12 protein-coding genes and 1 other annotated feature are annotated in these 12,170 nt (G+C 32.6%); of the genes, 7 read left to right on the top strand and 5 right to left on the bottom strand.

The genetic code is table 11. From position 1 onward, the window contains the following. Positions 1-156 precede the first annotated feature (156 nt). From Q0Y84_RS05875 to Q0Y84_RS05855, 5 genes are read left to right on the top strand one after another with little or no spacing between them, the layout of a single operon-like run. The gene (locus tag Q0Y84_RS05875; protein WP_297951608.1) at positions 157-1,038 is read left to right on the top strand and encodes a hypothetical protein; all 882 of its coding nucleotides are present in this window, start codon (positions 157-159) and stop codon (positions 1,036-1,038) included. Between the two features lie 6 nt (positions 1,039-1,044). Further along, positions 1,045-1,779 carry an SDR family oxidoreductase gene (locus Q0Y84_RS05870; protein WP_297951607.1) on the top strand — a complete coding sequence of 245 codons (735 nt, stop codon included), beginning with the start codon at positions 1,045-1,047 and terminating at the stop codon, positions 1,777-1,779. A gap of 10 nt (positions 1,780-1,789) precedes the next feature. Further along, positions 1,790-2,893: a beta-ketoacyl-[acyl-carrier-protein] synthase family protein gene (locus Q0Y84_RS05865; RefSeq protein WP_297951606.1), complete on the top strand. Its 1,104-nt coding sequence runs from the start codon at positions 1,790-1,792 to the stop codon at positions 2,891-2,893. Positions 2,894-2,905: 12 nt separating this feature from the next. Beyond that, on the top strand, positions 2,906-3,343 hold the full coding sequence (locus tag Q0Y84_RS05860) for a 3-hydroxyacyl-ACP dehydratase FabZ family protein (RefSeq protein ID WP_297951605.1): 438 nt from the start codon (positions 2,906-2,908) through the stop codon (positions 3,341-3,343). 1 nt (position 3,344) lies between these two features. Then, positions 3,345-4,544 carry an MFS transporter gene (locus tag Q0Y84_RS05855; RefSeq protein ID WP_297951604.1) on the top strand — a complete coding sequence of 400 codons (1,200 nt, stop codon included), beginning with the start codon at positions 3,345-3,347 and terminating at the stop codon, positions 4,542-4,544. On the opposite strand, the gene Q0Y84_RS05850 is transcribed toward Q0Y84_RS05855, so the two are convergent. The 5 genes from Q0Y84_RS05850 to Q0Y84_RS05830 all read right to left on the bottom strand — a co-directional run bounded on the left by Q0Y84_RS05850 (position 4,533) and on the right by Q0Y84_RS05830 (position 8,320). Further along, positions 4,533-5,333, bottom strand: a complete 801-nt coding sequence (locus tag Q0Y84_RS05850; protein WP_297951603.1) for a hypothetical protein — start codon at positions 5,331-5,333, stop codon at positions 4,533-4,535. The genes Q0Y84_RS05855 and Q0Y84_RS05850 overlap by 12 nt on opposite strands. Further along, on the bottom strand, positions 5,326-6,087 hold the full coding sequence (locus Q0Y84_RS05845) for a hypothetical protein (protein ID WP_297951602.1): 762 nt from the start codon (positions 6,085-6,087) through the stop codon (positions 5,326-5,328). The genes Q0Y84_RS05850 and Q0Y84_RS05845 overlap by 8 nt, the downstream gene beginning before the upstream one ends. Further along, on the bottom strand, positions 6,077-6,331 hold the full coding sequence (locus Q0Y84_RS05840; RefSeq protein ID WP_297951600.1) for an acyl carrier protein: 255 nt from the start codon (positions 6,329-6,331) through the stop codon (positions 6,077-6,079). Before Q0Y84_RS05840 ends, Q0Y84_RS05845 begins: the two co-directional genes overlap by 11 nt. Positions 6,332-6,402: 71 nt before the next feature. Beyond that, positions 6,403-7,305 (bottom strand): ACP S-malonyltransferase, encoded by a 903-nt coding sequence (locus Q0Y84_RS05835; RefSeq protein WP_297951599.1) that lies wholly within the window; start codon positions 7,303-7,305, stop codon positions 6,403-6,405. Between the two features lie 529 nt (positions 7,306-7,834). Continuing rightward, the gene (locus Q0Y84_RS05830; RefSeq protein WP_297951598.1) at positions 7,835-8,320 is read right to left on the bottom strand and encodes a hypothetical protein; all 486 of its coding nucleotides are present in this window, start codon (positions 8,318-8,320) and stop codon (positions 7,835-7,837) included. 102 nt (positions 8,321-8,422) lie between these two features. After that, positions 8,423-8,630: a binding site (T-box leader), on the top strand. 40 nt (positions 8,631-8,670) lie between these two features. Here Q0Y84_RS05830 and pheS point away from each other — a divergent pair. Together pheS and pheT are read left to right on the top strand one after the other, a co-directional pair. Beyond that, positions 8,671-9,720, top strand: a complete 1,050-nt coding sequence (pheS, locus tag Q0Y84_RS05825) for a phenylalanine--tRNA ligase subunit alpha (protein WP_023488239.1) — start codon at positions 8,671-8,673, stop codon at positions 9,718-9,720. Positions 9,721-9,723: 3 nt separating this feature from the next. Continuing rightward, a complete protein-coding gene (gene pheT / locus Q0Y84_RS05820; protein WP_297951597.1) occupies positions 9,724-12,144 on the top strand; it encodes a phenylalanine--tRNA ligase subunit beta in 2,421 nt (806 codons plus the stop codon). The last annotated feature ends 26 nt before the right edge of the window (positions 12,145-12,170 follow it).

Raw genomic sequence — 12,170 nt, 5'->3', positions numbered from 1 at the left:
GGAACTCCTTTTTCTAATGTTTAAAGAAATAAATTTAAGGAATCATTCATCCTTACACAAACTATTTTACAGTCTCTTGAAAAAAGTAAGAGTAAGACTAGAATAAGATCTGTAATACAAAATTAATTAGTGCTTAAGATACTTCAAGGGGGATTTATGCAGAATAAAACAATATATATTTCAGGTGTCTCAGTACAAAACGCAAATTTAAAGTCCACGAGTCAAGAATGTGATCTTCTTAAATCAAATTATAATAATACCAGATTTTTGAGACGTCATGATAGATTAACTTTGCTATTATTTACTAACTTGTCTGAGCTTTTAAAATTTAAAAAGGTAAGTTCTTTAATATTAGAGACTTATAATAATTCGTTGAATTCAGTTAGGAAGTATGCATTGGAATTAAGAAAAGGTGGTTTTAATTTAGCTAATCCGATTGATTTTGTAAATTTATCTAGTAATACTGCTTTAGGATATGCAGCAAAAGAATTTTCTTTAAGTGGTATGACTCAGCAAGTATCTACTAATGGGTTAGAGTATGCGTATCAAATAGTTAAAGGTGGTATTGTTGATGCCATTGCATCGATAGGGATAGATGAAGCAATACCTGTGAATCATTTAAGTGAAGGTGCTGCTGGATTTATACTATCAGATAAGGGGCAAGAAAATAGCTTTCAGGTAAAAGATATATATACAAGCAATATGATTATTAACTTGAAAAATGAAGAAAACATTATTGCGAATTTGACAAAGAAATTTTTGCTAAAAAATTCTTTGTCAAATTATGGGATAAAAATATATACAAATCAATGTAAATTATCATCAGATTTAGCAGTATTATCAGGTGATAATTTAAAAGTATTATGTAATATATTTTCGAAAATTAATATGTTTTCTGTGAAAACAGGTCAATCTAGAGCGGCATCGTTGTACCAGGGCATAGCATTAATTGTCAAGAATGGTAGAAGCGGAAAATATTTAATAAGTAATGTAAATTCAGATAGAACAATTACTTTAGTTTTTTTGCAAAAGGATTAGTATTGTATGAGCTATTATGATAATAAGACAATTTTAATATCAGGCGCTACAGGTGGAATTGGTAGAGAAGTAGTGAAAAAATTTCTAAATTATAAATGTAATATAATCCTGATACATAGGCATAAAACTTTGAGTTCTGAACATTTTATGGATAGTATTCATGATAAATGTGCTAATATAATTGAGGTAGTTATTGATTTGACAGAACCAACACAACTCAAAGAAATTGAAAATATATTACAAAGTCAACATTTAAGGGTAAATTATATAATCAATTGCATAGGCATATTTGAGCCGTCACTTGTTACAACTATGGATTTGGAAATACTAAAGAAATTAATTAGTGCTAATCTATATGCACCTATAAATTTAGTAAATATAGCATTACCGTTTTTAGAAATGAATAATACTAGTAGAATTATAAATGTTAGTTCAGTAGCGGCAAAAATAGCTAATGTAGGTCAAGGAGCTTATGCCATTTCTAAAAGTGCATTAAACACTTATACTAAATGTTTAGCGCAAGAACTGTCAAGATTTAAAGTTCCTGTAAATTCTATTAGTCCAGGATTTGTAAAAACGTCAATGAGTGAGAAATATGAAGATGAATTTATGAAGCAAGTACCATTAAAAAGATTTGCTACCCCTTTAGAGATAGCAAGCTTTATATTTTATCTAACTTCAGATCAAAGTACATATATTACTGGGGAAAACATAGTAATAGATGGCGGTTTTTCAATATAAGGGGAGAAAAATGGATATTGTAATTAAAGGCATGGGAGTTTGTTCACCTTTAGGCACAAATGATGAATTTTTTTCTAATATTTTTGAGGGGAAGGTAGCTTGGCGGAAAATTACGAAATATGAAAACAAATGGAAAATTCCGCCATTCATTGCTTGTGCATTTAAATCACAGATATCTTTCAAATCTATGATCGATCGGTCACTTAGAATGGCTTGTAAAGATGCAAATATAAATAAGTTAGATGATAAAAGTACTTTAGTGTGTTTTGCTTCAAGTAATGGACTCAATGACGTGTTCCTGAGTGGTTTTGATGATAGAATAACTCAAGATAGTAATCCAATAAAAATGCTAACGAAAATTATTTCTAAATTTTTTTCTAATTTTAAAATTATTTGTTTTAATACAGCCTGTGCATCTGGTGGGGATGCTATTGCATATGCGTGCAGAGAACTGTCATTAAAAAAATATACAAGGGCAATAGTAATAGGCGGTGACGTATTATCACCAATAACGGCTAGCGGTTTTATGTCATTAGGTGCAATGAGCTTGAACGGTTGTAAACCTTTTACGAAAAATCGAGATGGAATGTCCCTTGGTGAAGGAGTAGCAACGTTAATATTGACTAATAATGAGATGGACAAAAGTGGATATGCTTCAATTGTAGGAATTGGGCAAGCAAATGATCACTATCATATAACAGCTCCTAATCCTCAAGGGGTGGCGGTAATAAATACTATGAAGGAGGCAATAGAGGTAGCAGAAATCAAGTCAGATGATATTAGCTATATTAATGCCCATGGTACAGGTACTAAATTAAATGATGCTATGGAACTGACTGCTTTCCATACTTTGTTTGCACATTTACCTTATATAAGTTCATCAAAAGGTCAAGTTGGTCATACATTAGGTGCAGCCGGAGTGATTGAAGCAGCTATTACTGCTGTTGCAATGAAACGACAAATTATTCCGCCGCTTGTAATTGGAAATACCAAAGTAATGGAAAAAAGTAATTTTATAATTAACACAGGAAAAAGAGAGTGCATTAAATATGCTTTGAGTAACTCTATAGGCTTTGGTGGTAATGCTGTAACTATTTGTTTTAGTAAAGCATAATGAAAGGAAAATATGAATAATAGTAGTTTTTTGCAAATTAAAAAGATTCTAAAACAACGATATCCAATGCTATTAGTAGATAAAGTGGTGACTACTGACAGCGTTATGACTACAACAATCAAATATTTTACTAATTCGGATCCTTTTATGAGAGGTCATTTTAAAGATTTTCCTATCTATCCAGCTGTTTTGTTAATAGAATTAATGGCACAGTCTGTTAGTTTTTCTTTGTATGATAGATATGGAAAAATTGATAATATTTGGTTTTTAAGCATACAAAGGTGCCATTACCATGGCTATTTTGTCCCTGGAGATATAGCAGAAACAAAGGCAGAAATTGTTGAAGTAGATGCCAACGGATTAATCAATTGTAAAGGTAAAATAGTAAATCAAAATCATAAAAAAATAGTAGAATGTAATTTTGTGTTGATTAGAAAAGATTTAAAATAATATGTTTTTAAAACGTGAAAAAACAAGCCAAAAATTACTTGTAGGTTACGCAATCTCAGGCTTTGGTGACCAATTTTATACATTTGCTATTCCTTTACTGCTGCTCACACGCTCTAGATCTGCTATTTTGATGGGACTTTTAACGGCCATGGAATACTTACCTACTGCCTTATTTGGATTAGTTATTGGTTCTATATTTGATAAGTATTCCAGAAAAAAAATCATGTTCTTTTCCTTAATCATGCAAGCAGTATTAATCTTGATTATTCCATTATTAATATTGCATGATTTTCCAATAGCTTTGGTTTTATTCATGATTTTTTTTATTGGGACATTTGATTTAATGTCTTGGACTGGGTATCAGATTCTAATTTCAGAGTCTGTTTCTGAAAATGAATTATCAAAGATTTCTGGGACTGTTGGTTTGATCAGTTCAATTCAAAAAACATTTGGACCAGGTATAGCAGCTATTATTGTCAACCTCTTTAACTATCTCGGTGGCTTCATACTAGATGCGATCAGTTTTGGCTATTTAACCTATGTTGTTAAAGATATTGAGACTATAAATAACAAAAACAATGATAAAAAAAAGAAGAGTATACAGCAAACTCTATCACAAGGTCTAAAATTCGTTTTGAAAGAACATGATATCAAATGGTTAATTATTAGCTTTTTTGCTGCCAATGTTGGCTTTCAAGTAGTAATTCCGATGTTAACTTTCTTATTAAAAGTACAGACGCGTGCTTCAATAAATGAAATTAGTATATTTTTTACCATCTCATCAGTTGCTAGCATACTGGGTAACTTCGTTTATTTACGCTTTAGTAAAAAAATAAAGCTAGGCACTCAGTTAATAGTTATTGGATTAATTATTACCGTAGGATTCACTATTATGCTAGCCATTAAATCTTTATTAATATTCACCATGGGATATGCAATAGTATCATTTGGTAGTGTATGGGCTCAAGCTAATTTCTTTACCATTATTCAATTTAAAACACCTGACCAATATAAAGGCATGGTAACCGCTACTTCAACGTCTTTGACAAGAATTACAGGTCCATTAATGGCAGCGCTAAGTGGCATACTAGTAAAAGTATCTCCTTCCTTAATCTTTCTCGTAGCTATTATGTGCTTAGTTGTATCTGTATTAATAACCCTGATTAGTGGTTTACGACAACTAGGTAAGTTAGCCAACTAAAACGAAATCATAGTTCATATATAGGGCACCTATGTAACCGTAAATGCTGATCTTATAAGTGGAACACAAGCTGAAGAAGAGAAGATTATGAGATGGAATAGCTACTAAAATATTGTGTTGTTTTATAAATTTAAAAATAAGAGCAGTCTTCTTTATACCTATTTGTGAGAGATCTTTATAAATAAAAAATAAATTATTTTTTATGAAATATTTATCTTCATTAAGATTGGGAGTATTTTTGTATAATCTCTTGAATTTTTGTAGTGTAAGCTTAAATGGAATATATTTAGGAGAACGTTTATTATTGTAAATAATATCTACAGTTACTGTGGGAATGTTCATGTTATATTCTGGTATAAATTGAGATAAATTAATGCCGACTATTTTGCCATGCAAATAGGACAGCCTATAAAGATCAGTTCTGGAATTTGCACAAACATCAAGGATAGTATGATTAAATCCCTGACGTAATGTATTGTTAAAAGAATATAGCATTAAGCGAAAAATAAGATGATCTGCATAATTTAAGTTAAGATTAGTTCGTATATTTTGTTGATAAACTGTAATTAATTGATCATTTCTTTGCCTTCTTATATCATAGGCAATAACTTGATTATAATTTGTATCTTTTATTAGTGAAATAAAAAAGTCTTTTTTATAACCAGTTAGATCATTTTTTATTTCTGAAAAATGTTTTTTTTGTTTAAACTGTATAAAAAAAGAAGAATTATGTATTTTTTTAAGATCTGAAAGATCTCCTTGTGTAAAGTTAAAATTTTTATTATTCATTTTCGATATGTAAAATTATAAATTTTTGATTATGATTTATATAAAATCCATCGATTGTATAGTTTAGCTTGCGCATAGTTGATAGCACTAAGGGGTATAAGCTGATATTTAATATTATAAACTTTATTTTGCATTTGTTGATAATATTTCGAATGTTTGAGATTTTATCGATACTAATAACATCTTCTTTATAAGAAGATGTTATTAGTATTATGGATCTGTAATTTGAGCTATTTGTATATCTACACGTAGGTGCTAGTGGAATCTTAAAATATAATGCATTAATTGGTAAAACGATATCTTTATAATGATTTAACCACCTATTCTTTTGATATCCGATCAAATTAGATTTTAATTGTATAATATACGACACTGTTCTTTTGAAAGAATCTTGAATATGAGTATAAAGGTACTGGTATCCATGCTGAGCAGAGTCAATTAATAAAGAATTTCTAAATGCTTGCGATAAAAAAGAATATTCTAATAGAATTCCATCTTCATGTAGGCATAAAGATGTCTTATTAATTTCATACCTTATATCAAAGCCTATTGCTCTTTTTTGTTCGTCTTCAAGTATATAAATATAATAAGTTTTGTTTTTAAAAAAGGAAAGATACGTGTGAATCGACACATGCATATCCGGTTGAATTTGTTTTATTAGTGAGCAAATTTGTTTAAGATCAACGATATCTCCTTGACGTATAAAATAAATTTTATTATTAATCTTAAACTTATTAATTTGTTTAAATGGCATATTTTTTCTCTTTTAACCAATTCGTGGTTGCTTCAATAGAAATTATATTATCTAATGTAATGTTTTGATCATTAGGGATATTGAACTCTCTTCTTAATCCAGCGATATATGCCATAGCATCGATAGAATCGAATCCTGTTTCGGTTAATGGACCGAATAAAATAGTATTTGAATTAATTGTACGTAACGTATCATCATCGATTTCAAGATTTTCTTTTAAAATTTCAATTAATTTGTTTTCCATAATAAAACCTTCCTAACTTTTTTACTAACACAACTTGTAGTATATGCTTTCACTAAGCTAATATCAATTATCTACATGAGCATTATATTTTTCTCAAAAATAAATTCTTTCTTTATGTTACTGGTAGTAGGAAGAAATCTAAGTAGGGTTTTCTTAGGTCCAAACTCTATATAGTTATTAATAGATTTTGAACTTGCATTGTCCATAATCGTAGTCCACTTAACAGGAGAGTTTATCTGCTTTATTAATAATTCCTTTATAGTATTTTCATCCTGAGGATAGATCTCACCAGTTACATTTGAATATACAGGAATATGAGGTTGATTAAAGTGTATAGAGTTAATCAAATTCCTATATTCAGGAATTATGTCATTCATATATGGAGAATGAAAGGCACCAGTAACATTTAACGATATAGGTATGGAATTTGCTTGTATAATATCTTTACTGAAAGCTAAAAGTTCAGCTGTATTACCTGAAAATACTGTTTGCAAAGCGGAATTGTAGTTTGCAACGTATACATTAGAATATTTTTTTTGTAATTTATAAATTGAACTATTCATGTTTAAAACAGCTAACATAGAACCATCATGGTTATCTGAGCATTTTTGCATAAGCTCACCTCTCTTTTTTACGATTATTAATAAATCTTTAAAAGAGAGTGCTCCAGAAACAGCTAGTGCAACAAGCTCACCCAAACTATGACCAGCTAAATAATTAGGATGTATTTTATTATTTTTAGACCACAATTTATATAGGATATACTCGTAAACGACTATTGCTATTTGGGAGTACCTAGTATTCTGTAAAAAATCGGTTTCCTTTCCAAAACAAACATTCGCTAAATCTATGCTTGTTACTTTAGAGGCTATTTGAAAATATTTTTTGGCATCTTCACATCTTGTGACTATAGTTTGGAGCATACCAGGGTATTGTGATCCTTGTCCTGTAAATAAACACATTGTTTTTTCCATTATTGCTGTCCTCTTAACATATTGGAATATTAATCTTAATATGATAGTAACTCTTTAGTTGAACTTTTTAAAGTCTCACTAAAGAGTTTTTAACAACAAATTAAAATAATAATGGAGTACTATCATCACGTAGACAAATAGTTTATTAGATTATATACGTAAAAAATTAAGTTTAGTTGTTAGTATATTATAGAAGAGATCACAATACATCTTTTTTAACCGAATTATGTCGAAACCAAAAAATGGTATCTGTCGAGGAATGGCTAAAGTATGTGGCTTATGGCCATAAGTATCATAATGTAAATATATGATATAACAGATAAAAATGTTTAATACAGAGAATATTGGGGAACTTTAGCAGCGACTTTTATGTAAAAAACAACAGATAGATGATACTTTAGTCAACATTGTCAAATCAAATAATGCAAAGATACTTTCATGGTTGATGGAGACCAAAAGAAATTAATTTAGTATAGGTTTGACATAAAAAGCTAAAGCATTCAAAATGTGATTTGTCGTCTTATTTATTTTATTTCAGCTCTTTGTCAGGTAATAATGATAGTCCTTCTTTATTTACAAGCTTTTCTACATAGTCTTTTTGTTCAGGTATCATATTGTAAAAGTCAACGTTATTCATGTACCCGCGAATGCTTAGTAAAAATTGATAATTATTACTATCAGTGAATAAAATATTTAGTTCAGCATCCCCTCTGTTTAGTACATGGTTAATAATTTCATCAATTTTATCAGGACCTAGACTTCTGATGTTTTTATCAGTATATTTTTGGTATTTATCAGCCTCATTTTCAGTAAAATAAAAAATTTTACTATCATAAATACTAATTAAAATCATACTAATAAAAGTGATACTATCAATGTATTTGGGTAACCAACGTGTTTGAAAGTAAACATCAAATTCGTTATCAGTCATGTAGCCATCATTACCGATAGTTACATAATAATCTTGAGTATGCTTTTTCATCCAATTGAGTAAGTTAAGTTCTTGAGTATTCATAATTATTAAATGATACTTTATTTTTCGCATAAGTCAAAACAATCAAGAATTGAATAAAACAAAAAAACTTGCAAGAAACAGGTAAAAGAAATATCATATTAATTAATTACTGAGATCAAGACTAGTAGCAGATATTTTTTCTGAACAGAGAGTCTTCTTTCAAAAGCTGCAAGAGAAGATAGAAAGAACGCTGTGAATTTCATCTTGGGAGTAGGATCTAATCAATTCCGGTATTTCACCGTTAACGAAAACTTAAGTGTGGGCGTATTGCGTCCAAACTAGGGTGGTACCGCGACGCTTCGTCCCTATTGAGGGGGCGGAGCTTTTTTTGTTTTGAAAGGAAAGATTTAATGGACTTATTTGATAAGTTAAAAGAGCTCCACGAAGAAGGGCTTAACCAAATCAACAAGGCTAAAGATGAAAAGACTTTAAACGATGTTAGAGTTGAACTTGTTGGTCGTAAAGGTGAATTAACTAAGATTTTGCACTCAATGCGCGAAGTTGCACCAGAAAACAGACGTGAAGTTGGACAAAAGGTTAACGAATTACGTGACCTGTTCAATGCTCAATTAGACGAAGCTAAGGAAAAGATTGTCAAGGCTGTTTTGGCTAAGAAGCTTGAAGATGAAAAAATTGATGTTACTTTGCCAGGACGTGAAGCACACCTTGGTTCTAAGCACCCAATCAACATCATCTTGGATGATCTTGAAAGCTACTTCATCGGCATGGGATACCGGGTAGTGCAAGGTCCAGAAATTGAAACCGATCACTACTGTTTTGAAATGATGAACATCCCTAAGGATCACCCAGCTCGTGACATGCAAGCTACTTTCTATATTGATAGTGAAGACTTGCTTAGAACCCAAACTTCAGGTGACCAAGCCAGAGTTTTAGAAAAGCATGACTTCTCAAAGGGTCCACTTAAGATGGTTGGTCCAGGTAAGGTATACCGTCGTGATGATGATGATGCTACTCACTCACACCAATTCATGCAAATGGAAGGTTTAGTAGTAGATAAGAACATCACGATGAGTGACTTAAAGGGTACCTTGGAAATGATTTCTAAGCATGTCTTTGGTCAAGATCGTGAAACTCGTTTGCGTCCAAGCTACTTTCCATTTACTGAGCCATCAGTTGAAATGGACGTTTCATGCTTTAACTGTGATGGTAAGGGCTGCCCAATTTGTAAGTACACTGGCTGGATCGAAGTTTTAGGTGCCGGAATGGTTCACCCTAATGTTTTGGAAAATGCTGGCATTGATTCAACTGTTTATGGTGGTTTTGCCTTCGGTGTTGGTCTTGATCGTTTCGCTATTTTGAAATACGGTATCGATGATATTCGTGACTTCTACACCAATGACGTACGTTTCTTAGAACAATTCCGTAAGGAGGAAAGATAATAGATGTTAGTTTCATATAACTGGTTAAAAGATTTTCTTGATTTAGATGGTCAAGATCCATACGAATTAGCAGAAGAAATTACTCGTAGCGGGGTTGAAATTCCTGACCGTATTCACCCAATGGATGGCTTAAAGAAATTAGTTGTCGGTCATGTCCTTGATTGTGAAGGCGTTGAAGGTACTCACTTACATTTAACTCACGTTGATGTCGGCGAAGATGAACCTTTACAAATTGTTTGTGGTGCACCTAATGTTGCTGCAGGCGAAGATGTGATTGTTGCTCTTCATGGTGCTCGCATTGCTGGCAATGAAAAGATCAAGAAGGGTAAGATCCGCGGCATGGAAAGCTACGGCATGATCTGTGGCTTACAAGAAATTGGTTTCAGCGACAGCGTTGTGCCAGAGAAATATGCGGATGGTATTTATGTCTTCTCAGAGGATGCGGAAGTTAAGCCAGGTCAAGATATTTATGAAGCACTTGGCATGGATGACTATATCTTAAACTTTGATATTACACCTAATCGTGCTGATACTTTGGGTATGGAAGGCGCAGCTTATGAAGTTGGCGCAATTATTGACCAAAAGCCAAAGGTTGAAGAAAAGGTGGTTTTAAAAGAAGATGGTCCTGCTTGGACTGACTCACTTGATGCTAAGATTGATGAAAAGCTCGCACCTAAGTTTTACTTAAGAAAGCTTGAAAATGTTAAGATTCAAGATTCACCACTTTGGCTCCAACGTCGTTTATGGAATGCAGGTATTCGTCCAATTAACAACGTAGTTGATGTAACTAACTATGTAATGTTGTTGACTGGTCAACCAATGCACGCTTACGATGCTAAGACTTTTGCAAACGGCAAGTTTGAAGTAAGACTTGCTAATAAGGGTGAAAAGTTGACTTTGCTTAATGAAAAAGAAGTCGAGCTTGATCCAAATGACATCATCATTACTGATGGTGAAAAGCCAGTGATGATGGCTGGTGTAATGGGTGGTCTTAACTCAGAAATTACTTCAGAAACTACTGATGTCATTCTTGAATCTGCCATTTTTGATCCAGCGCTTGTAAGAAAAGCAGCTCTTCGTCACGCTAACCGTACTGAAGCATCCAGCCGCTACGAAAAGGGTGTTAACTGGGATGCGACTGAAAAGGCAATCAATATGGCTGCCCTTCTGCTTAGAAATGATGCTAACGCTACGGTTGATGAAGGCATTCTCAAGGCAACTGATCAAAAACGTGAACCAGTTGTGGTTAAGACTACTGCTTCATATATTAATAAAGTTTTAGGTACAAAATTATCAGTTGATGAAATTGTGAAGATCTTTGATCGTCTCTGCTTCAAGGTCGATGTAGATGGTGACAACTTAGCTGTTCATGTACCAAATAGAAGATGGGATATCTCAATTCCAGCTGACTTGGTTGAAGAAGTTGGTCGTTTGTACGGCTATGACAATCTTGAATCTACTCAACCTGTTTTGCCAGAAACTCACGGTGGCTACTCAGAAAAAGAAGAAATGATGCGCCGGATGAAGGCAATCGTTGAAGGACAAGGCTTGATGGAAGCTATTTCTTACTCATTGACTTCACCTGAAAAGGCAACTCGTTACACTAAAGATCCTAAAGATTTAGTTGAAGTTCAATCTCCACTTAACTCAAGCCGTTCTGCAATGCGGGAGAACTTGATGACTGGTTTGGTTGATGCAGCTAGCTACAACTTTGCTAGAAAACAAACTCAATTAGCATTGTTTGAACAAGGCCGCACTTATGACCATGAAGGTGGCACATTCAATGAACATGAACACTTGGCTGCTCTTTATTCAGGCAATACTTTTGCGGAAAACTGGCAACATTTAACCCAAAAAGTTGATTTCTACTTTGTTAAGGGTCAATTAACTAACTTGTTTGCTGCAATTGGCATTGATCTTGATAAGGTAGTCTACAAGGCTGAAGGTATTCAAGGGATGCACCCAACTAGAACTGCCGGTATTTATATTGATAAGCAATATGTTGGGATGATCGGAATGGTTGCTCATGCAGTAACTCTTTCTGATAAGGCACTTCGCGGCAGTGAACTTTACGGTTACGAAATTGATTTGGATATAATTATTCCAATGTTAACTAAGGGTGTAACTGCCGTTCCAGCACCTAAGTTCCCAGCAATTCAACGTGACTTGTCACTTTTAGTTGATAAGCCAGTTACTAACCAAGAAATTGAGAATGTCATTGAATCTAATGCTGGTAAATACTTAGTTGATCTTAAAGTAATTGATGTTTACGAAGGCAGTCACATTGTAGCTGGCAAGAAGAGTATTTCTTACAACTTGACCTTCTTGAATAGAAAAGATACTTTGACTGATGATGTTGTTAATAACGCCATGGACAAGGTTGTTGCTGCTCTTGAAAATGATCTTGCCATTAAAGTCCGTTAAAGGTTGACATTATTGACGTAAATTAA

This window comes from uncultured Lactobacillus sp. (genome assembly GCF_947367125.1).
Taxonomy (GTDB): Bacteria; Bacillota; Bacilli; order Lactobacillales; family Lactobacillaceae; genus Lactobacillus.
The sequence above is the reverse complement of the archived record's forward strand: the minus strand, read 5'-3'. Positions and strand labels throughout refer to the sequence as shown.

Bases quoted from the DNA above. Each gene is read 5' to 3' on its own strand.
- Q0Y84_RS05875 (WP_297951608.1), top strand. From the start codon at position 157: ATGCAGAATAAAACAATATATATTTCAGGTGTCTCAGTACAAAACGCA.
- Q0Y84_RS05870 (WP_297951607.1), top strand. From the start codon at position 1,045: ATGAGCTATTATGATAATAAGACAATTTTAATATCAGGCGCTACAGGT.
- Q0Y84_RS05865 (WP_297951606.1), top strand. From the start codon at position 1,790: ATGGATATTGTAATTAAAGGCATGGGAGTTTGTTCACCTTTAGGCACA.
- Q0Y84_RS05860 (WP_297951605.1), top strand. From the start codon at position 2,906: ATGAATAATAGTAGTTTTTTGCAAATTAAAAAGATTCTAAAACAACGA.
- Q0Y84_RS05855 (WP_297951604.1), top strand. From the start codon at position 3,345: ATGTTTTTAAAACGTGAAAAAACAAGCCAAAAATTACTTGTAGGTTAC.
- Q0Y84_RS05850 (WP_297951603.1), bottom strand. From the start codon at position 5,333: ATGAATAATAAAAATTTTAACTTTACACAAGGAGATCTTTCAGATCTT.
- Q0Y84_RS05845 (WP_297951602.1), bottom strand. From the start codon at position 6,087: ATGCCATTTAAACAAATTAATAAGTTTAAGATTAATAATAAAATTTAT.
- Q0Y84_RS05840 (WP_297951600.1), bottom strand. From the start codon at position 6,331: ATGGAAAACAAATTAATTGAAATTTTAAAAGAAAATCTTGAAATCGAT.
- Q0Y84_RS05835 (WP_297951599.1), bottom strand. From the start codon at position 7,305: ATGGAAAAAACAATGTGTTTATTTACAGGACAAGGATCACAATACCCT.
- Q0Y84_RS05830 (WP_297951598.1), bottom strand. From the start codon at position 8,320: ATGAATACTCAAGAACTTAACTTACTCAATTGGATGAAAAAGCATACT.
- pheS (WP_023488239.1), top strand. From the start codon at position 8,671: ATGGACTTATTTGATAAGTTAAAAGAGCTCCACGAAGAAGGGCTTAAC.
- pheT (WP_297951597.1), top strand. From the start codon at position 9,724: ATGTTAGTTTCATATAACTGGTTAAAAGATTTTCTTGATTTAGATGGT.